This is a genomic window from Pseudomonas sp. CCI3.1, assembly GCF_034313985.1.
Classification (GTDB): Bacteria; Pseudomonadota; Gammaproteobacteria; order Pseudomonadales; family Pseudomonadaceae; genus Aquipseudomonas; species Aquipseudomonas psychrophila.
This window is the reverse complement of record NZ_JAVIWO010000001.1, coordinates 463,992-488,769: the sequence shown is the minus strand read 5'-3', so window position 1 is coordinate 488,769 and position 24,778 is coordinate 463,992. Positions and strand designations below refer to the sequence as shown.

At 57.3% G+C, this 24,778-nt stretch carries 17 protein-coding genes and 2 pseudogenes; 8 read left to right on the top strand and 11 right to left on the bottom strand.

The genetic code is table 11. The features are described 5' to 3' along the window. Window positions 1-36 precede the first annotated feature (36 nt). Window positions 37-1,059: an ABC transporter substrate-binding protein gene (locus tag RGV06_RS02015; RefSeq protein ID WP_019822588.1), complete on the bottom strand. Its 1,023-nt coding sequence runs from the start codon at window positions 1,057-1,059 to the stop codon at window positions 37-39. Window positions 1,060-1,335: 276 nt separating this feature from the next. Here RGV06_RS02015 and RGV06_RS02010 point away from each other — a divergent pair, with 276 nt between their 5' ends. Together RGV06_RS02010 and RGV06_RS02005 are read left to right on the top strand one after the other, a co-directional pair. Continuing rightward, complete coding sequence (locus RGV06_RS02010) at window positions 1,336-2,598, top strand: GAF domain-containing sensor histidine kinase (RefSeq protein ID WP_322149219.1); 1,263 nt, start codon at window positions 1,336-1,338, stop codon at window positions 2,596-2,598. Next, on the top strand, window positions 2,598-3,356 hold the full coding sequence (locus tag RGV06_RS02005; protein WP_019822583.1) for a response regulator transcription factor: 759 nt from the start codon (window positions 2,598-2,600) through the stop codon (window positions 3,354-3,356). Before RGV06_RS02010 ends, RGV06_RS02005 begins: the two co-directional genes overlap by 1 nt. Window positions 3,357-3,604: 248 nt before the next feature. Here the strand turns inward: RGV06_RS02005 and RGV06_RS02000 are convergent, their stop codons facing one another. Both RGV06_RS02000 and RGV06_RS01995 read right to left on the bottom strand, forming a co-directional pair. Continuing rightward, window positions 3,605-4,006: a VOC family protein gene (locus tag RGV06_RS02000; RefSeq protein ID WP_048352135.1), complete on the bottom strand. Its 402-nt coding sequence runs from the start codon at window positions 4,004-4,006 to the stop codon at window positions 3,605-3,607. Window positions 4,007-4,023: 17 nt separating this feature from the next. After that, a pseudogene (locus tag RGV06_RS01995) lies at window positions 4,024-4,766 on the bottom strand (SDR family NAD(P)-dependent oxidoreductase). A 138-nt stretch (window positions 4,767-4,904) separates the two neighbouring features. On the opposite strand from RGV06_RS01995, the gene RGV06_RS01990 reads away from it, so the two are divergent. Further along, on the top strand, window positions 4,905-5,789 hold the full coding sequence (locus RGV06_RS01990; RefSeq protein ID WP_322149218.1) for an AraC family transcriptional regulator: 885 nt from the start codon (window positions 4,905-4,907) through the stop codon (window positions 5,787-5,789). Between the two features lie 151 nt (window positions 5,790-5,940). On the opposite strand, the pseudogene RGV06_RS01985 reads toward RGV06_RS01990, so the two are convergent. Then, window positions 5,941-6,477: pseudogene (locus RGV06_RS01985) on the bottom strand (LLM class flavin-dependent oxidoreductase); the annotation flags it as partial. A gap of 449 nt (window positions 6,478-6,926) precedes the next feature. On the opposite strand from RGV06_RS01985, the gene ycaC reads away from it, so the two are divergent. Beyond that, entirely contained in the window at window positions 6,927-7,553 is a 627-nt protein-coding gene (ycaC, locus tag RGV06_RS01980) for an isochorismate family cysteine hydrolase YcaC (protein WP_019822574.1), read from the top strand. A 116-nt stretch (window positions 7,554-7,669) separates the two neighbouring features. Here ycaC and RGV06_RS01975 read toward each other — a convergent pair whose 3' ends face one another. The 5 genes from RGV06_RS01975 to RGV06_RS01955 all read right to left on the bottom strand — a co-directional run bounded on the left by RGV06_RS01975 (window position 7,670) and on the right by RGV06_RS01955 (window position 15,792). Next, window positions 7,670-9,784, bottom strand: coding sequence for an EAL domain-containing protein (locus tag RGV06_RS01975; protein ID WP_322149216.1), 2,115 nt, complete (start codon window positions 9,782-9,784; stop codon window positions 7,670-7,672). Window positions 9,785-9,793: 9 nt separating this feature from the next. After that, complete coding sequence (locus RGV06_RS01970) at window positions 9,794-10,183, bottom strand: response regulator (RefSeq protein ID WP_019822542.1); 390 nt, start codon at window positions 10,181-10,183, stop codon at window positions 9,794-9,796. Beyond that, window positions 10,168-11,898 carry a PAS domain-containing sensor histidine kinase gene (locus RGV06_RS01965; protein ID WP_322149213.1) on the bottom strand — a complete coding sequence of 577 codons (1,731 nt, stop codon included), beginning with the start codon at window positions 11,896-11,898 and terminating at the stop codon, window positions 10,168-10,170. Before RGV06_RS01965 ends, RGV06_RS01970 begins: the two co-directional genes overlap by 16 nt. Window positions 11,899-12,061: 163 nt before the next feature. Further along, the gene (locus RGV06_RS01960; protein WP_322149211.1) at window positions 12,062-13,549 is read right to left on the bottom strand and encodes an MFS transporter; all 1,488 of its coding nucleotides are present in this window, start codon (window positions 13,547-13,549) and stop codon (window positions 12,062-12,064) included. A 347-nt stretch (window positions 13,550-13,896) separates the two neighbouring features. Then, on the bottom strand, window positions 13,897-15,792 hold the full coding sequence (locus tag RGV06_RS01955) for a sigma-54-dependent Fis family transcriptional regulator (RefSeq protein WP_322149209.1): 1,896 nt from the start codon (window positions 15,790-15,792) through the stop codon (window positions 13,897-13,899). A gap of 243 nt (window positions 15,793-16,035) precedes the next feature. Between RGV06_RS01955 and RGV06_RS01950 the strand changes: the two genes are divergently transcribed. Continuing rightward, window positions 16,036-17,859: an NAD(P)/FAD-dependent oxidoreductase gene (locus RGV06_RS01950; protein ID WP_322149207.1), complete on the top strand. Its 1,824-nt coding sequence runs from the start codon at window positions 16,036-16,038 to the stop codon at window positions 17,857-17,859. Between the two features lie 70 nt (window positions 17,860-17,929). On the opposite strand, the gene RGV06_RS01945 is transcribed toward RGV06_RS01950, so the two are convergent. Continuing rightward, a complete protein-coding gene (locus RGV06_RS01945) occupies window positions 17,930-18,643 on the bottom strand; it encodes a FadR/GntR family transcriptional regulator (RefSeq protein WP_019822535.1) in 714 nt (237 codons plus the stop codon). Window positions 18,644-18,750: 107 nt separating this feature from the next. Then, window positions 18,751-20,487 (bottom strand): IlvD/Edd family dehydratase, encoded by a 1,737-nt coding sequence (locus RGV06_RS01940; protein WP_322149204.1) that lies wholly within the window; start codon window positions 20,485-20,487, stop codon window positions 18,751-18,753. Window positions 20,488-20,677: 190 nt separating this feature from the next. On the opposite strand from RGV06_RS01940, the gene RGV06_RS01935 reads away from it, so the two are divergent. Genes RGV06_RS01935 through RGV06_RS01925 form a run of 3 tightly spaced genes read left to right on the top strand, consistent with a single transcriptional unit; the run spans window position 20,678 to window position 24,606 of the window. After that, window positions 20,678-22,000, top strand: a complete 1,323-nt coding sequence (locus RGV06_RS01935; RefSeq protein ID WP_198821494.1) for an MFS transporter — start codon at window positions 20,678-20,680, stop codon at window positions 21,998-22,000. A gap of 16 nt (window positions 22,001-22,016) precedes the next feature. After that, entirely contained in the window at window positions 22,017-23,009 is a 993-nt protein-coding gene (gene araD1 / locus RGV06_RS01930) for an AraD1 family protein (RefSeq protein WP_322149202.1), read from the top strand. A gap of 13 nt (window positions 23,010-23,022) precedes the next feature. Further along, the gene (locus tag RGV06_RS01925) at window positions 23,023-24,606 is read left to right on the top strand and encodes an aldehyde dehydrogenase (NADP(+)) (protein ID WP_322149200.1); all 1,584 of its coding nucleotides are present in this window, start codon (window positions 23,023-23,025) and stop codon (window positions 24,604-24,606) included. Window positions 24,607-24,778: the final 172 nt, after the last annotated feature.

Genomic DNA, 24,778 nt, shown 5'->3' with positions numbered 1-24,778 from the left:
CGGCATTGCCGCGCACATAGACGCGGCACACGCTGGTCAATGAGCGGATGGGCTTGTCAGAGTGGCGACGTCATCGACGCTATAGACCTGACTGACAATCCCGCCCTTCTCAAGGCCCTTGAGTGCAGGCTCCAGTGAGTCCTGAGTCACGCTGACTGCTGGCGACAACAAGTCATGGGGCATTTGCTTGCCATCAAGCAATTGCTGGGCTACCCAGAACGCCAGACTGGAGATGCTCGGAGCGCTGGAAATCGAAAAGCTCTCGTAGCCGTTGGCGTCTTTCTGCTTCTTCCACCACGACAACTCTTCCTCGCGATTACCAAAGATAATCGTCGGCGTCGGGCGTCCAGCGGACATGAACGCCTGAGCCGCGCCGTAACCGTCATCCCCTTGAGTCACCAAGGCATCAATATTTGGCAGGCTAGGCAAAATACCCGCCACCGCTTTCTGCGCGGCAGTCTGTGACCAGTTACCGTTGACCGAACCAACGATTTTCAGGTTGGGATACTTTTGCGCACCCGCAACGATCCCGGAATGAATCTGCTCATCCACCGAGACGCCTGCCAGCCCGCGAATCTCCAGTATGTTTGCGCCATTCGGGAAGCGTTTGGCCAGATAATCCATCTGGTCAAGACCGCTTTGTTTAAAGTCCATGGATATGCGATAGGCACAGGGTTCGGTGACGATGCCATCGAAGGACACGACGATAATGCCCGCATCGCAGGCCTGCTTGACGGCACCATTTAGAGCGGTCGGCGACGCTGCGTTGATGACGATGGCGCTGTAACCCTGAAGGATGAGGTTCTGGATTTGTGCCGCTTGCTCGGTGGCCTGATTTTCACCGGTTGTGAAGGCGTCTGCAGAAGCGATAACGCCTTTTTTCACAGCGTCGTCGGTGGTCTGCTTCCAGCTGCCAAGCATATTCTGACGCCAGGAATTACCCGCGTAGTTATTGGACAAGGCGATGGTTTTATCGGCCGTATCGGCCTGCACCTGCATGAAGGGAGAAAGCAACAGCGCGCTTGATAGAAACAGGCATCGCAACGGGCGAATTTTCATGGATTGACCTTTGTTATTGTTTTTGGGGTTCGGGCGGCTCAATGGATGCGTGCTCACCGTTTTACGCAAGTTCGATTTCAGTCTGCGCCGTCTCACTGCCAGCGTCTGCGCACATCAATGCAGATATGCGGCGCGACAACGCACCAAATATGCGGGATCACGCAATTTGCCTGCGAGCCTTCGCAATTCTTCAATCAGGTCACCTGATCGCCCGCGCAGAGGGATGCCCGCGATCATTGATAGCGGGTATGGTAGGGCTACAAAAATAAAAGGTGCATGACCGTGAAACGACCCAGCATCCATGCGGAGGATGTCCTCCATCACTTTCTCGGCATCTCCAGGGCCCTCGCGGGTCAGTTGGACTTCCAGTCGATGATCGACGCAATTTCCGAGGAAATTCGCATTATCCTGCCCCATGATCACCTGGACGTCAGCTTGCTGTTGCTGGATGGAGAAAACCATCTGCATGCTTATGAAACAGGGTTACACACCGCATGGAGCAACTTTGCCAATCACCCGCTGCCGATCGTGGAAAGTCCGATCCGTGCCCTGCTGTTGGGAGAGGAACCGTACATCCTCAGTAAAGACGCTACGACTGACCCCCGCTATCAGTTTGCCGGCGCGTTCAATACGCCCATTTTCGATGCGGAACTGCGCAGCAGACTTCACGTGCCGTTGCGGGCGCGTGGTGAAATTATCGGGGCATTGAGCTGCTCCAAACATGCAGCCGATTACTACACCCTGGAAGACGTGCACCATACCCAGCATGTCGCCGATCTGCTGGCGTCCTACCTCTACGCACTACGCCAGACCGATCAAGCAAAAAGACTGGCGATCGCCGAAACCCAGATTCGCGCCCGAGAAGAGGGCTTGCGCCTGGGGGCCCTGCGGTTGACCGAGGAGCTGGAAAACGAACGGCAGCGCATTGGCATGGATTTACACGACCAGACGCTGGCCGACATGACGCGCCTGCACCGTCGAATCGCCCGCCTGATGTCTGTGGATACGCTGTCGGGTAATGACCTGAAACCCGTCAGTGACGCGTTGCACGAGAGCATGCAGGAGCTGCGCCTTATCATTGATGCGGTCAAACCCACAGTGCTCCAGCTTTTCGGCCTGGAAGAAGGCGTAGAGGATTTGTTGTTGCGCAGTGTGCGCAACAGTGGCCTGAGCATTGCCACTTGCCTGCGTGACACCACAGGCGGGTTAGCAAACAAGCTTGCAGAGCCGCAGAAAATTGCCCTGTTCCGCATCATCCAGGAAGCGGTTAACAACGCTATTAAACACGCATATCCAGATTCCATCGACATCGAGATCAGCCGGGCCGGGAACCGCCTGCAGCTTTCCATCGTCGATGATGGCCTGGGACTTGACCGGGATAATCTGCTGAACTGCGGCGGTATACAGAACATGAAAATCCGCGCTCGCTTGCTCAACGCCCAACTGCAGATCGAGACCGGTCCGCAAGGCAAGGGAACACACGTCTGTATAAGTCTGCCCCTGCCCGTCCCTCACATTGAACCGGAGCAAACCGTTTGATGGATGTCTTGTTGATTGAAGATGACCCCGTTCATCGCGCATTTCTCAAGGAAGTTATAGAACTGGCACTGCCTGAATGCACCCGATTGCTGGAAGCCGAGGACGGGCTGGCAGGAGAGCGTCTGGCCCATGAGTATGGCGTCACGGCGGTGGTCATGGATCTGCAGATGCCTAGACGCACCGGGGTCGAGGCTGCCAAAACGATCTGGCGAGACCGGCCCGATACATCGATTCTGTTCTGGTCCAATTATGCTGATGAAGCCTATGTGCGAGGCATCTCGCGTATCGTTCCTGAGGGTGCGGCTTACGGCTATGTGCTCAAGACCGCCTCGGAGGAGCGCTTGCGTCTTGCGCTGCGCAGTCTTTTCATTGAGCAACAATGCGTCATTGATCGCGAGATACGCGGCGTGCAGCAAAAGTCGCAAGACCAGGTGCTTGGCCTGACGGACACAGAGTATGAAGTCCTGCAAGACATCGCTTTGGGACTTACAGACCGTGCCATAGCCAGTCGACGCTGCCTTTCATTGCGCAGCGTCCAAAATCGATTGCAGCAGTTGTACGAAAAGCTCGGTGTCTATCAACCGACCGATGGCCATCTGGGTAGCTATACATACAATCTCAGAGCCCGTGCGGTCAGCATCGCATTGATGCGAAAGTTGCTTAATCGCAATGCGATGGAACAAGCCGAAACGGAATTACAACAATGGCTCAGCGATCCCCGGCACGTCTACCAAATGCCTGCCCGCCACTCTTCCTGAGGGGTTTTCCGGCTGAGTCCTGAGGCCGGATTGCACACCGGATCAGGGGCTCAACCTCTCTGCCTTGGTTGAGAACCATTGCATTGATGACTTTGATTTGGCTGGGCAGCCAAAGTGATCCCCCGTGGTTTGTCAGGTGCCACCGAGTGGCCCGGTTAACCCAGCGCACTTTTCATTCATCATCGCTCTGACTGACCTGCGCCTGGTTGGTTTTTTATGGCTTTGCTCGCGGTCATTGAGAAGTATGCTCATTGGGCGTGCTGCCATTTTTTGTAGACGAATTCGAGGCTGTACCCATCCGGATCCAGCACATTGGCAGCGTAGTAGTCAGGGTCGTAGTGCAAGCGTGCGCCAGGCAGGCCGTTGTCGACCGCTCCCTGGTGCATGGCAGCGGCATAGGCTGCATCAACTTCAGCCTTGCTGTTCGCGACAAAACCTACATGTACCGCGCGCCCTTCGACAGCACCTTCACGTAACCATAAAAACATCCGGCCATTGGCACCGAAGCCTTTTAGGTCCGGATGTTCCGGTGGCCCGTCCTTGCCGTCGTAATCCAGGCGTGCGGTGATTCCTAGCGGGGTCAGGGCCGCTTCGTAGAAACGGATGGACCGTGGGATATCGCTCACGGACAAAAAGATATGATCCAGCATGGCAAAATCCTCAGTATTCAGATGTTGTAGCCGCCGGAAACTTCAAGAGTCTGGGCATTGATCCAGGCGCCCTCTTCTGACAGCAACATGGCGATGACACGCGCGACGTCTTCCGGCTCGCCGACCCGGCCGAGTGCCGTTTGCGCCGCCAACATCGCCTCGAACTCATCGTTCAGTCCGCCTCCCAATTCGGTGCGGATGGCGCCGGGTGATACGGCGTTGGCCCGTATGCGCCGCTCGCCGAACTCTTTGGCCATGTAACGGGTAAGCACTTCGAGACCGCCCTTGAACGCCGCATAAGGTGCCACACCCGCGGTGGCGACGGGGTGGTAGCACTGGTCAGGTTGACGATACTGGCGTTCTGCGCGAGAAGTGGCAGTAGGGTTTGGGTCAGGAAAAACGGCCCTTTGAGGTGCACGTTGAACAGGTCATCGAACTGCCCCTCGGTGACAGTTTCCAAGGGATTGAACAGACCGTAGCCGGCGTTGTTAACCAGGCCACTCAGGGTGGTGGCATCCCAGGTGTTCCGTAAAGTCAGCTCCACTGACTGCCGAAACGCCTCGAAGCTGCCAACATCGGCTACGTCGAGTTTGAGAGCGACAGCCTTGCCGCCGACACGCTCGATACGTCTCACGACTGTGGCTGCAGCCTGGGGATTAGCGTTGTAGGTCAGGATGACTCCCATACCGCGCAGAGCAATGTGCTCGGCGGCACTGGCACCGATTCCACGGCTGCCACCGGTAATGACGATTACGCTCATCTGATGTTCCTCTGTGGTTTATATGTGCCCCCACAGTACTCATCACGATCGCCAGGGTCGTACCCATTCCTACTCCAAACCTGCCTGTTTCTACTTTTTGCTTGCAAGGCGCCGGGTTCTACCATCAGCATGCCAGGCATGGATAATCAACTTGATGAACTCCGGTCGCTCGCGGCCAAGGCTGAAAATCGCCGGACCGAAACGGGTATCCCCCGAGTTGCCATGGTTCAGGGAAAAATCCCCGAGCATATGTTGGCGGCGGTCTATGACCCGATGATCAATGTGATTCTGCAAGGCAGCAAGAGCATGACCGTGGGAGACCAAACGCTTCGGTATGACCCTGCCACCTATTTTGTCATGTCCATTGATTTGCCAGCGGTGGGGGCTGTGCATCCTGGGGTATCCGGAGAACCTTACTTGGCAGTCAGTCTGACTCTTGACCCGATTGTGATGTCGACGCTATTTGCCGACCTGCCTAAACCTGCCGGCCGCGTTGAGCACCGTCTTGGGTTTTGCGTAGCGCCAGTCACAACCGACCTGATGGATGCCTGGGTTCGAATGTTGCGCTTGATGGGCGACCCCGACGCCATAGCAGCCCTGGCTCCGGTGTATGAGCGAGAAATTATCTTCCGCGTGCTCCAAGGCCCCCATGGCTGGATGTTGCGAGAGATCGCGGCACCGGATACGGCAATGGCCCGAATCAACATGGCGATCCAATGGATCCGCCGTGACTTCGCGCAGCCCATTGGCGTGGACCGCTTGGCGGAACGGGCATCAATGAGTGTTTCGGCATTTCACCGCCACTTCAAGGCAGTCACCAGTCTGAGCCCTTTGCAGTATCAAAAACGGGTTCGCCTGCTCCAGGCCAGAACACTGATGGTGGCCAATGCCAAGAGCGTCATGGCGGCGGCCTTCGAGGTCGGTTATGAAAGTGCGACGCAATTCAGTCGGGATTATGCGCGGGTTTTCGGGCTTCCTCCTGCACAAGATGCCGGGAGAATCCTCGGGAAACGAGGACCTTGAGACGCTAGCCAGCGGAACTTCAATTGCAAGGGGGGGCCAGGTTTGTACCTGCCACCCCTCTGGTGTTTATGGCGCAGGATAATAGGGCGACGATGCGCTCGGCAATCTGTTGCGCAGTACCCATCAGGTTGGTCTTGAAGCCATCGTTGTACTGCAGTGGCTTGGGTTTGAGCGTGAAGTCATGGAAGCGGTAGAAGTCGCCATGAAAACTGAAGTTGTCCTGGGTCCAAATGCCCTTGAGCGCCTGGATGAACTCTTTCGAGCGACGATAGCGCTCATCGTGTTCCAGCCAAGGCTCGCCAATGGCCCGAAACTCGTCCTTGAACCAGCCCGACAGGATATTGACCGCGACCCGCCCGTTGGTGAACTGGTCGATGGTGGCCAGCTGTTTGGCCGCCAGCACCGGACTCCAGGGCCCAGGCAGGATGGCAGCGATCACTTTGAGCTTCTCGGTGGCGGCCAACAGAGCGTGGCTGATGGTCACCGACTCATGCTGATTTTCGGCGCCATAACCGGCTGTAAAAAGGATCTGTGACAAGGCGTACTCGAATCCGGCCTTTTCGGCGATTTGCGCCAGCTTGCGGTTGTAATCGATGTCCCAGCTGGTGCGTTGTTCGATCTTGCTGATCACAAGTCTCCCGCTGACGTTGGGAACCCAGTAGGCAAACTTGATATTGTCCTGACTCATTGCCCGCCCTCGTGGTGACAGAGGCCACCGCGGCACCTGCACAAGGACTGGAGTAGCAACCGTGCCACTTCTATATATCGATTTAAATCAATGGCTTATAACTTTTATGAGGCGCCAGAGTGTCGCCCACCGGGCAGATTGTTAATCAACTGTTTCGCTGACAACAGTTGCCTCTCTTTCCGTTCCCTACGCCGCCCCAGACGGATGTTTCTACCCGGCATTCCCAGGGTATTTACAACACCCGTTTAGGTGTACAGCCTTCAACTGCGCACCACCGGTTATTTCCTGTCCAAGCACCCTGCTCGCTAATCATAAGTACTGAAGTGCCACTGTCTCACTCAGGTGGACAGTTAATCGTTTTTCAGGTGCTTTTTCGTCGCTGATCAGAACATTAATCTGAGCTCATCGCTGAACGACATCCACCAGCCACTTCGAAAAAGGACTCCACCATGACTAACGCAACCTACAACCGCCTGAACAAAGACGACGCCGTAGTTCTGCTGGTCGACCACCAGACAGGCTTGATCTCTCTGGTGCAAGACTTCACGCCCAATGAGTTCAAAAACAATGTGCTGGCCCTGGCTGACGTCGCGAAATTCTTCGAATTGCCTACCATCCTCACCACCAGTTTTGAACAAGGCCCCAACGGCCCGCTGGTACCCGAACTCAAGGAGATGTTCCCCGACGCGCCGTACATCGCTCGACCTGGCCAGATCAACGCCTGGGACAACGAAGACTTCGTCAAGGCGATCAAGGCAACGGGCCGCAAGCAACTGATCATCGCCGGTGTGGTAACAGATGTTTGTGTAGCGTTTCCAACGTTGTCGGCACTGGCTGAAGGGTTTGACGTGTTCGTGGTAACTGACTCTTCGGGGACGTTCAACACCACGGTGCAACAGGCATCCTGGAACCGCATGAGCCAGGCTGGCGCCCAGATGATGAACTGGTTCTCGGTAGCGTGTGAGCTGCAACGCGATTGGCGCAACGACATTGAAGGCCTGGGGAACCTGCTGTCTCAGCGTATTCCCAACTACCGGAACCTGATGAACAGTTATTCAGCCCTGACGGCTCGCTGAAAACCGGCCCAGCATTCATAAAAAGCCTGCGCTGCAGGCTTTTTTGCTTTAGTGGGAGAGCTGATACAGTGCCGGTCCTAGCTCTTTTTACGATCGATGCTGCCACTCCACCCCACTCACGTAAAACTGCGCCGCTCGCGTAAAAAAGCCTCCAGTTCGCGGACAGGTAGTGGTTTGCTAAAGAGATAGCCTTGCACCTGATCGCAGCCGTTTTTCGTCAGAAAATCCAGCTGATCAGGGGTCTCCACACCTTCGGCGATCACTTGCAGGTTGAGGCTATGGGCCAATTCAATAATTGTCTTGGCAATGGCTGCGTCCTGGGGGTTAGTGGTCACTTCGCGGATGAAGGCGATGTCGATCTTTAGTTTATCGATCGGGAATCGTCGCAGGTACGCGAGGCTCGAATATCCGGTACCGAAATCGTCTATGGACACCTTCACCCCCAGTTCTTTCAGGGTCTGCAAGCTGGCGATGGTGTGCGAAGTGTTCTCCATCAGCGAGCTTTCCGTCAGCTCGATTTCAAGCCAGTGCGCATCGATCTGATGCTCGATCAGCGCCTGCTGGATGATGGCGATCAGATCGCCCTTGATGATCTGCTGGAAGGACACATTAACCGCTACCTGAATACCCCCCTCGCCTGTCCGTTGCCAATCGGCGATTTGCTTACACACACGATTGATCACCCAATTGCCGACCTGGGTAATCAGTCCAAGGTTTTCCAGCATTGGCACAAACACCGCTGGCGAGATAGTGCCCTGCCCCGGCTGTTCCCAGCGCAACAAGGCCTCCACCCCACATACACTGTCATCGAGCAGACTGATCTTGGGTTGGTAAAACAGCTCAAAGGTCTGTTGTTTCACCGCCTCTCGCAAGGCGGTTTCCATCGTTTGGCGCGCTGACGCGTCGTCATTCATTTGCGCCGTGTAGAAACGGTAATTATCCCTGCCGATCTTCTTTGCACGGTGCATGGCGGTGTTCGCGTGCCTGATCAACCCGTGCGCGTCGTTCCCGTCATCCGGGTACAGTGCAATGCCAAAACTGGCGGTCATCGCAGTCGACTGACTACCGAGCTTAAAAGGCTCACGCAGTGTTTCGCGTATGCGCTCGACGGTTTGCAGGGGGTCTGCCTGGCCCTCGCGAATCATCAGGATCAACGCAAACTCGTCACCATCCATGCGCCCCAATGTGTCGCTCACATTAAGGCAGTTGGTCAGTCGCTGCCCCACCTGCGTCAACATTCGATCACCCAGTTGGTGGCCCCAGGCTTCGTTGACGCTACTGAAGTCGTCCAGATCAACCGTCACCACCGCCAACTGCCAATCACTGAGGGAGGCTTGGGTCAATCCCATCTGCAAGGTGGTGAAAAACAGCTTTCGATTCGGGAGCCCGGTCAACGTATCGTAATGGGCCATTTTCAATATGCGCTGATCGGCTTCCTTGCGCTCAGTGATGTCATGGGCAATACCGACGATGATCCAGTCGTCCCCCGTTTTGTAGGCCTGGCGATGAATTTCTACCGGGAGGAAACTCCCGTCCTTGCAGCGGATCTGCGTTTCCGTGGCTTCACTGGGGCCCTTGCCCGCGATGATCTGGTCATACAACACCTTCAGGTGTTCGATGGAGTCATCGCTGAGGTCGGCGGGTGTTTTGCATAGCAGTTCTTCGACGGTGTAGCCCAGTACCTGGCAGGCGCGTCGGTTGAACTCGATCAAGCGCATGCTGCTGCGATTGATCAAAAAAATGGCATCTCCCGAGGCGTCCATCGCCGAGCGAAAACGCTCAAGGTCGATGGTGCGTTGTTGCAGTTGCTCTTCCAGCATCAGGCTATGGCTTTTCAGATAATCGCCAAAAGCCTTGAGCCGCAAGAGGTTGCGCACCCGCAGCCACAACTCTGCACTTTCCACAGGTTTGCTCAGGAAATCTTCAGCGCCAGCTTCCAGGCCTGAAATACGCGAACTTTGCTTATCAAGAGCAGACAGCATAATGATCGGGATGTTGGAGGTGGCCTTGTTCGTCTTGAGCTGGGAGGCCACTTCGAAACCGTCCATGCCCGGCATCATGATATCGAGCAGAATCAAGTCTGGCGGTTGTTCTGCGACCACGACAAGGGCCTCTTCGCCCGAACTGGCGGTTAACGTGTGATAGCCCTGGTTCTGCAGCAGGATCTTCAGCAGTTTGCGGACATGGTCTTCATCATCGACTATCAATATGGTCGCGGCAGAGTTAGGCATGTGGAGAGCTCAGTCAGAGGGCTGTTGAGGCAGATTGTCTTGCAGCAACGTGTCGATGACCCGGTAAAGCTCCTTGTAGCGCAGAGGTTTGATGATGTATGCGTTACACCCCGCCTGACGGGTTTTTTCTTCATCCTCCTTCATGGCCATGGCGGTGAGTGCGATCACCGGGATGGCGGCGGTCAACGCGTCGCTTTTGAGCAAGGAAGTGGCTTTGAGCCCGTCCATACCCGGTAACTGGATGTCCATCAGAATCAGCGCAGGCTGAAGCTCGCGTGCCAGTTTTAGACCGGTTTCAGCATCCGCCGCACAAATCACGCTGTGGCCGGCGCTGGTCAGCAGCAAGCGAGCCAGTCGCATGTTGGCGGCGTTGTCTTCGACAATCAGGATCTCGGCCATGGCGCCTCCACAGTGGTTAAACGGCGTATCGGCAGCCAAACCACGAATCGTGCGCCTGCCCCTTCCCTGCTGGCTACCGCGACACTGCCGCCATGCAATTCGGTCAACTGTTTGACCATTGCCAGGCCCAGGCCGGTGCCCTCGAATTTACGCGCCAGACTGCTGTCGATCTGACTAAAAGCCTTGAACAACTTGTCCATATTGCTCTGGGCAATACCGATACCGGTATCACTGACGCTCAACTCCAGGAAGGCGTCGTAATCGCTGTCGTGAACCTCGAAGCCATGCACGGGCCAATCCCCTTCGAGAATCCCTACGTGTTCGCGCGTTACTTGGCGTACCGCCAACGTCACCACCCCTCCTAGCGCGCTGAATTTCACGGCATTGGCCAGCAGGTTGTAGACGATCTGTTTGGTTTTGCGCAGGTCGAGCTCAAAGCTGCCGAGTTCGACATCGGTGTCGAGTTTCAACTGAATGCGTTGCAATGCGGCTTTTTCGCGCACGATCAATAAGCTGTTGCTCAGCACGCTTTGCAGTTCGACGGGTTCCAGCTCCAGTTCCATCATCCCGGCTTCGACTTTGGACAGGTCGAGGATGTCATTGATCAGCGACAGCAAATGTTGGCCGCTGTTGAAAATGTCGCTGATGTACTCGCGCTGGGTCTCGGTCATGTCGCCGACCATGCCGTCCTTGAGCGCTTCGGAAAAGCCGATGACGGCGTTCAGCGGCGTGCGCAGTTCATGGGACATGGTGGCGAGGAATTCGGACTTCATGTGGCTGGCGTGTTCAAGCTCGATATTCTTCTCTTCCAAGGTCCGCTCAAAGCGCTTGCGCTCAGTCACGTCACGGGCTGCCGCGAATACCCCTTGTAGCTTGCGATCCCGGTCGTGAAAAGTCGCTGCATTATAGGAAACAACGGTTTCAGTGCCGTTGTAAGCGCGCACGGTGAGTTCATAGTCGCTGACTTTGTTTTCACTGAGCACACGCTTGATTGCAGCATCGGCGCGGGCCGGATCGGTGAAAAAGTTCTTGCACGGCGCGCCAATCAATTCGTCCCGGGTCCGGCCGGTAAGCGCCATCATTTGTTTGTTTACGTCGGAAATGATGCCCTGAGGATCCGTCATCATCAGGGCGTCGATGTTCGATTCGATCAACGAGCGCGTGTAAAACTGCTGGTCGCGCAAACGCTGATCCAGCAAGGCCTGGGTCGCTTCCTCTTGTTTGCGCGCGGTGTTATCCGTGCCGATCAGCAAATAACCGATGATGGTTTCTGCGCTGTCGCGCAACGAGGTCACCGACACCATTGCCGAGAGGCGACTGCCGTCCTTGCGGATATAGGTCAGCTCATAGATGTCTTCAATCCCGCGAGAGGCCTTGAACACCAGTGCTTCGAAGCCAGGTGTGATCGGCGTGTTGAGCTCAAGGCTCAGGGCGGCTGCGCGAGCGATCAATTCTGTTGGGTCGGAGATATCGGCCGGAGTGATCAGGTTAACCACGTCTTCAGACTGGTAACCGAGCATACGTTCGGCGCCGACGTTGAAGATCTGGATAACGCCTTTTTCATCGGTAGCGATGCTGGAAAAGTAGGCACTGTTGAAGATTGCGTCCTGGAGGGCGCCGGTCTTGAGCAAGGTTTTCTGTCGGCGAAACTCGACGATTTTCTCCGCACGTGACAGGGGTTCGTTGGGCGGACGGTCTACAGGCGGAGTGTCCATTGGTTCGTTTCCCGTTAACTCGCAACCTGACCGTCATGACGGTGCCGTAAAGCGTGCTTACGCAAATCACCCGAATGAGCGACTAGAGGTTTGTACACGATAGCAGAGGTGCTGGGATGAGGCTAAGCAGGGACGCTTTCGTCGTTTACTCAGCCTTCAGGTTTCAACTGACTGTACGCGAATTAGCCGATCTGCTTTTGTGATGTCTCAATACGAACCAGACCAATATGCTCAACGCCCCGACCAGCGCAGCCGCTGTTAGCAAGACCAGGCTGTGAGAAGCACTAAACGCCTTTTGCCCTGCTGCAATGAGCTGCTGCCCTTGAAAGCCGCCAATACTGTGTGCGGCAACCAGCGTTTCACCAATTGAGCGCCCGGCAGTCTCGGCAATGGCTGTTGGAATGCCGTCAGGCAAGAGTATTGATTTTTCATAACTGGATACCAGAAGAATACCGAACACGGTTATACCCAATCCGGTGCCCAGGTCGTAACTCGTGGCTTCAAGGGCTCCGGCAGAGCCAGCCTTCTCCATTGGAATACTGTTCATGATCGCGACCGACGATGCGGTCAAGCCAATGCTGAGCGAGAGCCCCAATGCTACCAACATCACAACAACGCCAGCCCCGCCGCTTCCCAGGTGTATTTGGGCCAACCCGACCAGACTTCCAGCCGCAACCAACAATGAGCAACTCGCAACCCACCTCAGGCCAATTGCCCGGAGGATGGCGCCCGCAAGAGGCCCGCCGACTGCTGCTGCAATCATTAACGGCATCATGAATATTCCGGCTTCCAGGGGGGTACGGCCCATAACGAACTGTAGTTCCTGGGCCAGCAACAATTCGAACCCGGCAAGTGCCCCCATTGTGACCACAGCCATGACGATACCCGTGCTGACCGCCGGAATAGAAAAAAGGGTCAGGTCAAGCATTGGTGTCGAAGTGTGAAGCTGTTTGCGTACAAACCAGGCAAGCATCAGTGCTCCGAATAAAAAGCATGCACCGGTTACTGCCAGGGAGCTGTTGGTCTTGAAACCCGACTTGAGGGCGTAAACACTTGCCATGACACCAAGGATCAGAATCACAGACTGCCCGATGGTCCAGTTTCCGTTGCCGACCACACTTCGGCGCGGGATGTAGGCGATGACTAACGGTATGACCAATAGCATCACAGGCACGTTGATCAGGAACACCGCCCCCCACCAGAAATGCTCAAGCAATGCGCCGCCAACCAAGGGTCCAATGGCGGCGCCGGTTGAAGCAACAGCGCCCCATATTCCAAGAGCGACAGCCTGATCGCTTTCATCTTCAAAAGTTTGTCGAATAATCGCGAGGACGCTGGGCATCACCATGGCGCCGCCAAATGCCATGAATGCTCGTGCTCCTATCAGCGCTCCGACATTGGGCGAGAAGGCAGCCAGGATCGAACCGGTACAGAAGATACCCAGTCCAGCCAACAGCATACGGCGGTGACCGACCCTGTCCGCCAGCGTGCCCATGGGGATGAGCAGGCTGGCCATCAATAAAGGATAGATGTCGATGATCCACAGAATCTCGGTACCTGTCGCTTGCAACGCAAGGGTAAGTGACGGAACCGCAACATGAAGAATGGTGTAATCCAGGACAATCGGCATAAAAGCCAGAATGACCGACATGAGGACTAACCAACGGTTTGAATGACCACTAGACACAATAGAGACCTTTTAATCGGGATCCCGGCTCTCAAACGCTTGTACGCCATTTAAGCCGTTGTTGTTACCACGCTTGCGGCCCCAAGGCTGCGCCGCGATGCTAACCGATATCCCCCCGCTTTCCCGCCGTCCAAATGTGAAGCTTTGTTAAGTCCCGGGTTTGAACCAGGACGATCCTTGCCCGCCTTGGAATCTGCGGCTTGGCCTGATGTACCCGGGTTGATGAAAAGACACTGCCTGCTCCCGGCTTGCCCTTTATCCCCGAGCCAAATGCCACCGAGGCATGAAGACTCGGTGATGCCACTCTGCATTCAACCCGGTCGTGAAATACCGTGTTGGCGCAGTTTGCGATAGAGCGTATTGCGGCTAATCCCCAGGCGAGCGGCAACATGGGCGATATGCCAGTGCTCTGCCTCAATCAACGTGAGCAGCGTCTGGCGTTCGGATTCTCCCAGGGGATCTTCGGCCAACGCGACTGTCGCAGGCACTGACGGCAGCAACTCCGCCAAGTCCTCCAGTGTGACCATCCCGTCCAGCGACAACGCTACCAGCGTGCGCAGACACGTACGCAGCTGGCGGACATTGCCTGGCCAAGGGTGGCTCAGCAAGCACTCTCTGACGCCCGCCTCCAGCCGAATCCCTGTGCCTTTTGTCTCTTCGAGCACCAGAAGATCCAGCAAGCTGCCCTTGTCGGATCGTTCGCGCAGCGGCGGGAGCTGCACGGTGAATCCGGCAATGCGATAAAAAAGATCTTCGCGAAAGCGCCCTTGCGCCACACAGACCTGCAAATCCTGGTGGCTGGCACTGATAATGCGTACGTCGAGCGCACGTGCCGTCGCGCCACCCAGCGGCACCACCTGGCGCTCCTCAATCACTCGCAGCAGGCGAGTCTGTAACGCCAGTGGCATATCCGCGATCTCATCGAGAAACAGAATGCCGCCATGGGCCTGCTCCAGCTTGCCGATCATCCCGTCCTTGCGTGCTCCGGTGAAGCTTCCGCCGCGATAGCCGAACAGCTCGCTCTCGATCAGCGTTTCGGGTATGGCCGCGCAATTGATCGCTACAAACGGTTGGCGCCTTCTGGAGCTCGCACGATGCAACGCTGCAGCAAACGCTTCTTTGCCAGTACCGGTTTCACCCTGTAAGAACACCGGCACATCGTGCTCCATGACACGCAGTGCGCGGGCAATGCCGCGTTGCAGGCGCGGGTCTTCGAGGCACACATGCACGTCATTGATTGTTGGGGATGCAGGCGTGCCTAAAGGCACCGGGCGTACAGGTTCTCGTAACTGTCCGTAGAGCAGACGTCCGTCCGCCAGCCGCAGCGGCCAGCACACACTCGGCTGAGAACTGGCCTGACTCATCAGATGATCGATAGGTGTTTGCAGCAGCATAGTCAGAGACTGCCCAACCACCTGGTCACGACTCAGGCCCAGTAGCTCCAGCGCAGCACGATTGACTGAGCAAATATGCGCACCTTCATCGAAACTGAGCAGGCCTTCACCCAGCAGCCCTACGAAGCCTGCCTCTGGGTGGAAGCGCAGCAAATAGCGTTGAGGATCATGCCCCAGGAAAAAACAGCTTTCGATCAGATTGGCTGACAATTGAGTCAAAGCCATGGCTTTGAAATATTGCTGCTGGCTGTGAGTATCCCGTACAGACGAAAGATTGAGCACCGCCAGCAACGCTCCACTGGCATCAAATATCGGGCTTGCCGAACAGCTCAGACCGACGTGCTTGCTACGAAAATGCTCATCACGACGGATGGTGACCTGTTGTTGCTCGACCAAGCAGGTGCCCACACCGTTGGTGCCTTCGCAATCTTCACTCCAGACCGAGCCGAGCCACAGCCCTGCGTGTTGAAACTCGGCTCGTTCGGATTCGTTGAACACACTGTCGATTGCCACACCGCGAGCATCGGTGAGTAGCACCACGTGGCCATCGCGTCCGAGCTGCTGGTGCAAGTGGGTCATCTGCCAGTGCGCTACACCGATGATGTGTTCAAGGGGTGCGCGATGATCCTGCAAGCGCGGATGTTCAACCACGTTAGGTGCGCGGCGACTGGCAGGATCGAGCTGATACTGATCCAGGCACCGGCGCCAGGATCGTGTGATGGCAAGGTCATTAACAGGGTCATGGCTGGTGTGAGTGCCCTGGACGGCTTGCAGCACGTGTTGTGCATGGTCGTTGATCAAGGCCGGCTTCATTATTCTTGTTCTCCGTTAGGGGTAGAGCTCGGGTCTGTTTGCAGCTTATACGAAAAGATCGCAACCAGCGCTTTAGGCACCGAGTGACACTCTGTCATCCACCCTTCCCGAAATCGTGACAAAACTCCGAAGCAAAACCTGAGCAATACCACAGCAACAGCTCTGCAATGGGGCTTTCGCGAAGGTGGCCCGAGCCTTGCTCTGGAGCAGGTTGTACAAAAACAACAAGATCGGAGAAGCCCAATGAACATTGCTGTTGAAACACCTTTGCACACGCCTACTGCCCAGCTCGCGGCCTGGATCGAAAACCTCGGTGAACGGCTCGCCCAGCATGACGTGGACGGCGCGCTTGAGCTGTTTGCCGAAGAGTGTCACTGGCGTGACCTGCTACTTTTCAGCTGGAACCTGGTGACCCTGGAAGGCAAGCCTGCCATCCGCGACATGCTCGAAGCACGCCTTGAGCAGACTCGACCTCAGCAATGGAAACTGGAAGGTGAGGCGACGCTCAATAACGGTGTACTCGAAGGCTGGATCAGCCTGGAAACCGATGCGGGACGGGGTAAAGGCTATGTGCGGCTAAAAGAGGGCCTGTGCTGGACGTTGCTGACGACCATGCGCGAGCTCAAGGGCTTTGAAGAGCCCAGCGGCCGCCGTCGGCCGATGGGGGCCAATCATGATCACGCCCACCCTGACAAACGCAACTGGCTGGAACGTCGTCGTGATGAAGAAGCTGCATTAGGCATCACCACCCAACCGTACTGCCTGATCGTGGGCGGCGGCCAGGGCGGGTTGGGACTCGCTGCGCGGCTCAAGCGAATGGGGGTGCCAACGCTGATCGTCGACAAGGCCGAGCGCCCTGGTGATCAGTGGCGCGGGCGCTACAAGTCGCTGTGCCTGCACGACCCTGTCTGGTACGACCACATGCCTTACCTGCCCTTCCCCGATCACTGGCCAGTCTTCACCCCAAAAGACCAGATTGGCGACTGGCTGGAAATGTACACCAAAGTCATGGAGCTCAATTATTGGCCACGCACAGAATGTGTGAACGCAAGCTTTGACGAGCAAGATGGCACCTGGACGGTTGAGGTGCTGCGTGACGGAGAGCCCATGACTTTACAGCCTACCCAGTTGATTCTCGCCACCGGCATGTCTGGCGTGCCCAATGTTCCACGTTATCCGGGTGCCGGAGCGTTCAGTGGCCAGCAGCATCATTCCAGCAGACACCCTGGCGGCGACGCCTGGCGCGGCAAGCACGCGGTTGTCATCGGTGCCAACAATTCGGCTCACGATATCTGCGCCGACCTGGTAGAGAACGGTGCGCAGGTAACCATGGTGCAACGTTCCAGCACCCACATTGTGCGTTCCGACAGCCTGATGGACCTCGTCTTCGGCGGGCTCTACTCTGAAGACGCCCTGGAAACGGGTTTGACCACCGACAAGGCTGACATGCTGTTCGCCTCGATCCCCTACAAAGTCATACCGAGTTTTCATAAACCCATCTTTGATGCGATCAAGGAGCGTGACAAAGACTTCTACGAACGTTTAGGCAAGGCCGGTTTCATGCTCGATTTCGGTGACGACGAGTCTGGCCTTTTCATGAAGTACGTACGCCGTGGTTCTGGTTACTACATCGACGTCGGCGCCTGTGAACTGATCGCCAATGGCACGATCAAGCTTAAAAGCGCACCTGGCCTGGGTGTCGAACGCATCGAAGCAGACGCTGTGGTACTCAATGATGGCACCCGGCTACCGGCAGATCTGATCGTCTACGCCACGGGCTATGGCTCAATGAATGGTTGGGCGGCGAAGCTGATCTCCCAGGAAGTGGCTGACAAGGTCGGCCGCTGCTGGGGCTTGGGTTCCGGAACCACGAATGATCCTGGCCCGTACGAAGGTGAACTGCGCAACATGTGGAAGCCGACACAACAGGAAAACCTCTGGTTCCATGGTGGCAACCTTCATCAGTCACGGCATTACTCGTTGTATCTGGCCCTGCAGTTAAAAGCGCGATTCGAAGGCATCGACGCATCTGTCTATAACCTTGCCGAGAGTCACCATACTGGCTGAGTCAAACGGCGCCTGGCCCAGGGTTGGGCGCCGCTCCCCTTCGAATCATATTCGCCAGTATCAAACACCCTCATCCTTGACCCAGCACCACATCCAGCGCTGTACGTGCGTCTTCGAGCTGTACCAGCGTGGCCTGGCGTGCCCCCAGGGCGTCGCGACTTTCGATCGCGGTCAAAATTGCCTTGTGCCGTGGCAGGGCAAGTTCGTGCAGGTTGGGCCGACGGTTGGAGTGCTTCATGGCTTCGCGCAAGGCCAATGACAGCATGTTGCACAAGTTGGCCAGCAGGTCGTTATGGGTTGCATCGGCAATCCGGCTGTGAAAATCCAGATCGGGCTGCAACAGCTCTTCAGGGGTGGAGGCACTCTCCATGCGTTGGTAGGCTTCATGAATCGAAGCCACATCGTCTGCGGTTGCATGCTGGGCTGCGAGAGCCGCCACGGCGGGCTCAATAATGCTGCGCACGGTGGTCAGCAAGCCAAAAAATTCGTTTTGGGGCGAGGCTTGGAGCAACCAGTGCAGCACGTCAGGGTCGAGCATGTGCCACTCGCGCCGTGGCTTGACCACGGTCCCAACGCGTGGCTTGGAGTACACCAGGCCTTTGGCGACCAAGACCCGGGTGGCTTCGCGCAATACCGGGCGGCTGACCGCATATTCTGTGCAGAGCAATGCTTCGGCGGGCAGTTTGTCGTCGGATTTGAAGCGCCCGGAGACAATCTGCAGGCCGAGTTCCTGAACGATGCGCGTATGCATGCTTTTGCGGTCGGAGGGCTGACGATAATCCATGGGGCGCGGGGCGATCCTTTCGGTTGAAAGCGCGGATCATAGCAGGCGCGGGTTGAATCGCGCCCGCTCTGATTGTCAGGGTGGGCTCGCTTTACCGGTGTGGCCACTTAATGGGAATGGCGTGGTACTTCCGATCCTCGGCAGCCCACCAGGAAATCGAAATCGCAACCTTGGTCGGCCTGCATGACATGGTCGATGTAGAGCTGGCGATAGCCGCCAATCAACAGGTTTTTTGGCGGTTCGATCTCGACCAGGCGAGCGGCCAGCTCGGCATCAGAGATGTCCAGGTGCAGGCGTCCGCTGGCGCAGTCGAGTTCAATCCAGTCACCTTCCTGCACTGCCGCCAATGGTCCGCCGGCTGCGGCTTCCGGGGCTACGTGCAGCACCACTGTGCCGTACGCCGTGCCGCTCATGCGGGCATCGGAAATACGCACCATGTCGGTCACGCCCTGAGCCAGCAGCTTGGCCGGCAGACCCATGTTGCCCACCTCTGCCATGCCCGGGTAACCCTTGGGACCACAGTTTTTCATTACCAGAATCGAATCGGCAGTGACCGCCAGCTCAGGGTCATTGATGCGGGCCTTGTACATGTCGAAGTTCTCGAACACCACTGCCTGGCCGCGATGCTTCATCAGGGCCGGGGTCGCAGCGGATGGCTTGAGTACCGCGCCCAGAGGCGCCAGGTTGCCGCGTAACACGCAGATACCACCGTCGGTGACCAGCGGGTTATCAATCGCCCGAATAACTACGTCTTCGCCATAGATCGGTGAGTTTTTAACGTTTTCCCAGAGACTCTTGCCGTTGACGGTTAATGCTTGCGGATTCGGGATCAGGCCGTTCTCACCCATGCGTCGCAGCACGGCAGGCAGGCCCCCGGCGTAGTAGAACTCTTCCATCAGAAAGCGTCCCGACGGCTGCAAGTCCACCAGGGTCGGGGTGCCCCGCCCGATACGGGTCCAGTCATCAAGCTCCAGGTCCACGCCAATCCGGCCGGCAATGGCCTTGAGGTGAATCACGGCGTTGGTCGAACCGCCAATGGCAGCATTGACCCTGATCGCGTTTTCAAAGGCTTCCCGGGTCAATACCTTGGACAGGCGCAAATCCTCGCGGACCATCTCGACGGCGCGCATGCCCGACATATGGGCCAGCACGTAACGGCGTGAATCCACCGCCGGGATGGCCGCGTTATGGGGCAGCGAGGTGCCCAGCGCTTCAGCCATGCAGGCCATGGTCGAGGCCGTGCCCATGGTGTTGCAGGTACCTGCCGAGCGAGACATGCCGGCCTCGGCCGAGAGGAATTCGTCGAGACTGATCGTGCCGGCTTTGTAGGACTCGTGCATCTGCCAGACGATGGTGCCGGCGCCGATGTCTTTGCCTTTGTGTTTGCCGTTCAGCATTGGCCCGCCGGTGACCACAATGGCCGGGACATCACAGCTGGCCGCGCCCATCAACAGCGCCGGAGTGGTTTTGTCGCAGCCGGTCAACAGCACCACGCCATCAATCGGGTTACCGCGAATGGCTTCTTCCACATCCATGCTCGCCAGGTTGCGCGTGAGCATGGCGGTAGGTCGCAAATTGGATTCGCCGTTGGAAAACACCGGGAACTCCACCGGGAAGCCACCGGCCTCGATGACACCGCGTTTGACGTGCTCGGCGATGGTCCGAAAGTGGGCATTGCAAGGCGTCAGCTCCGACCAGGTGTTGCAGATGCCGATGATCGGTTTGCCCTGGAACTGATGATCGGCAATGCCCTGGTTCTTCATCCAGCTGCGGTACATGAAACCGTTTTTATCGGCGCTGCCAAACCATTGGGCGGAACGCAGAGGAGGAGTTTTGTCTGTCATGATGGCGGGCTCTTATTGTATGACTAATTATTTTCCGTACCCCTAAATTAGCTTTAAAAAAGCCAGTTTGGAAGAGTTGTTGGGTAAATAGTATTACTATATAGTCGATTCAACTGAGAGCTGATCCTGGCGATAACCCGCTTGAGGCCACTCCAGAGGTGCCATAACAAAAACAATGGGAGACCGTCTCATGAGCCAGGAACTCCGGCTTATTCGTCGCATTACGCTCAAACTCATTCCGTTCCTGATCCTGCTGTACCTGATTGCTTACGTAGATCGTTCGGCAGTGGGCTTTGCCAAGCTTCACATGGGCGCCGACATCGGTATTGGCGATGCTGCCTACGGCCTGGGCGCTGGACTGTTTTTTATCGGCTATTTCCTGATGGAGATTCCCAGCAACCTGATGCTCGAGCGTTTCGGCGCACGGCGCTGGTTTGCCCGGATCATGCTCACCTGGGGCGCTATCACCATCGGTATGGCGTTTGTGCAGGGACCGCACAGTTTCTATGTCATGCGTTTCCTGCTGGGGGTCGCCGAAGCGGGGTTCTTCCCGGGCGTGCTCTACTACATCACCCAATGGTTTCCGGTCCGTCATCGCGGCAAGATCCTGGGGCTGTTTATCCTGTCGCAACCTATCGCCATGATGATCACCGGGCCAGTGTCCGGCGGCTTGTTGGGCATGGATGGCGTCTTTGGGCTGCATGGCTGGCAATGGCTGTTCATTGTGATTGGCATGCCCGCCATTCTGTTGACCTGGCCGGTGCTGCGTTACTTGCCGGACGGCCCGCAACAGGTCAAGTGGATGGATCAGGCGGAAAAGGACTGGCTGCAAGGCGAGCTGGAAAAAGACTTGCAGGCCTACGGCCAGACCCGTCATGGCAACCCGTTGCACGCCTTGAAAGACAAGCGCGTATTGCTGCTTGCACTGTTCTATCTGCCCGTCACCCTGAGCATTTACGGGCTTGGTTTGTGGCTGCCAACGTTGATAAAACAGTTTGGCGGCAGTGACTTGAGCACCGGGTTTGTGTCTTCGGTGCCCTATGTCTTCGGCATTATCGGTTTGCTCATCATTCCTCGCAGTTCCGACCGCCTCAATGATCGCTACGGCCATTTGGCAGTGCTCTATGTGCTGGGCGCCATCGGTCTGTTCTTCAGCGCCTGGCTGACGGTCCCGATGCTGCAGCTGGCGGCCTTGAGCCTGGTGGCGTTCTCGTTGTTTTCCTGTACGGCCATCTTCTGGACATTGCCGGGACGCTTCTTCGCCGGTGCCAGCGCCGCCGCCGGGATTGCCCTGATCAACTCGGTGGGCAACCTGGGCGGCTACATCGGCCCGTTCGTGATCGGTGCACTCAAGGAGTACACCGGCAACCTGGCCTCGGGCTTGTACTTCCTGTGCGGGGTGATGCTGTTCGGGCTATTCCTGACGTTCGTGGTGTATCGCACCCTCGAGCGTAAACACGTGCTCAAGTCGAGCGAATTTGCCGCCAGCGCCCGCGCGGCGACTCATCTTTAATCAAGGGACACCCGCTATGCGTTTAGTACAGTTTGAACTCAACACCGGCGAACGCCGCGTGGGCCTGGTAGACGGTGACCTGGTACGTGAAGTACTGGGGGCCTTCAGCGTGCGTGATTTGGCCCTCGCCGCCATCAAGGCGGGCGTGAGCCTGGCGCAACAGGTCGACCAGCAAGGCTTGGGCATTACCCATGACTACCCCGCGTTGTTAGCCGAGTTGCGCATCCTGCCGCCTCTGGATCACCCGGACCCGGCGCACATGCTGATCAGCGGTACGGGTCTGACCCACCTGGGCAGCGCTTCGACGCGCGATAAAATGCACCAGCAGGCTGGTGACGAAGCCGTCTTGACCGACACCATGCGTATTTTCAAATGGGGAGTGGAAGGCGGGAAACCCGCCGCCGGTCAAGCGGGCGTGCAACCGGAGTGGTTCTACAAGGGCGATGGCAGCATCGTTGTGCGCCCCGGCGCTGCGTTCCCACTGCCACCGTTTGCCGAAGACGCGGGCGAGGAGCCGGAAATCGGCGGCCTGTATGTCATTGGCCATGACGCAAAACCCTATCGCCTGGGATTCGCAGTGGGTAATGAATTCTCCGATCATGTGATGGAACGCAAAAACTACCTGTACCTGGCTCATTCCAAATTGCGCAGCTGCTCGTTTGGTCCGGAACTGCGGGTCGGTGCATTGCCCCGGCATTTGTCGGGCCGTAGCCGGATCCTGCGCGATGGCGAAGTGTTGTGGGAAAACGAGTTTCTCAGTGGCGAAGCCAACATGTGCCACAGCCTGGAGAACCTTGAATACCATCACTTCAAATACAGCCAGTTCCTGCGTCCAGGTGATGTGCATATCCACTTTTTCGGCACGGCGACCTTGTCGTTCGCCGACGGCATTCGCACCCAGCCGGGTGATCGCTTCGAAATCAGCCAGACCGAGTTCGGCGCGCCATTGATTAACGGCATCACCCCGGTCGATGGGGTATTCGCTCCCGGCGGCATCGGCACACTTTAAAGGAGCCCCCCCAATGACTCAGATTCTCGGTCACAACTACATCGGTGGCCAACGCAGCGCCCTGGGCAGCGTCATCGTCAAAAGCGTCGACGCCAGCACCGGCGAGACACTGCCCTACGATTTTCACCAGGCCACCCCTGAGGAAGTTGACCAGGCCGCCACAGCGGCTGCGGCGGCCTACCCGGCCTACCGCGCGTTGAGTGCTGAACGCCGCGCCAGGTTCCTGGACGCAATCGCGGATGAGCTGGATGCCCTGGGCGATGACTTCGTGGCGGTTGTCTGCCGGGAAACTGCATTGCCTTCGGGTCGTATTCTGGGTGAGCGTGGGCGCACCAGCGGACAAATGCGCTTGTTCGCCAAGGTGCTGCGCCGTGGTGATTTTTATGGCGCACGCATCGATCAGGCTCTGCCGGATCGCGCTCCGATGCCCCGTCCCGACCTGCGCCAGTACCGCATTGGCCTGGGGCCGGTGGCGGTGTTTGGCGCCAGTAACTTTCCTTTGGCGTTCTCCACAGCGGGTGGTGACACCGCCTCGGCGTTGGCGGCCGGCTGCCCGGTAGTGTTCAAGGCCCACAGTGGGCATATGGCTACTGCGCAATGGGTCGCTGATGCGTTGATGCGTGCCGCCGAACGCACCGGCATGCCCGCCGGAGTATTTAACATGATCTACGGCGCAGGCGTTGGTGAGGCGCTGGTCAAGCACCCGGCGATTCATGCCGTGGGCTTTACCGGCTCGCTCAAGGGCGGCCGCGCGTTATGTGATATGGCAGCGGCACGTCCGCGGCCGATCCCTGTGTTCGCCGAGATGTCGAGTATCAACCCGGTGATCATCCTGCCCCAGGCCCTTGCCGTACGCGGTGCGACTATCGCCCGCGAACTCTGTGCCTCGGTTGTGCAAGGTTGCGGGCAGTTCTGTACCAATCCAGGGTTGGTCATCGGGGTGCGCTCGGCTGCGTTCACGGCCTTCATTGAGCAGTTGGCCGGGCACATCAGCGAACAGCCTACGCAGACCATGCTCAACGCCGGCACGTTGCGCAGCTATGGCCAAGGTCTGGACAAGCTGCTTGCCCATCACGCCATCCAACGCCTGGCCGGGCAGGCTCAGCAGGGTAATCAGGCATGGCCACAGCTGTTTAAGGCTGATGTCAGCTTATTGCTCGAAGGGGATGAGGTGTTACAAGAAGAAGTCTTCGGGCCGAGCACAGTGGTGGTAGAAGTTGATGATCAGGTACAGCTCAGTGCCGCGATAAACAGCTTGCATGGCCAACTTACGGCCACCTTGATCGGCGAAGTGACTGACTTTGAACAGTTCGGCGAATTGACTGCGCTGCTGGAACATAAAGTCGGGCGTGTCCTGCTTAATGGTTACCCGACCGGCGTGGAAGTCTGCGACTCGATGGTCCACGGCGGACCTTACCCTGCCACCTCCGATGCCAGGGGCACTTCAGTGGGTAGCTTGGCGATCGACCGTTTCCTGCGCCCGGTGTGCTTCCAGAACTACCCCGACAGCCTGTTGCCTGACGCATTGAAAAACGCCAACCCTTTGGGCCTTCACCGCCTGGTGGATGGCCAACTGTCGGAACGCTCGCTGGGTTGATCCTGCCGCGATGGCGTGCGCAGATACCAAGGTGTCTGCGCACGTAATCTTGGGTATCAAGCCTGTGCAGGCGCGATGGCCCTCTGCACCGATGGTATGGCGCCCTCCTCCTCCAATTAAATCCCCGGAGCTTCGATAGCGAGCTATCGTGATGCACTGTGTCGCGTCGACA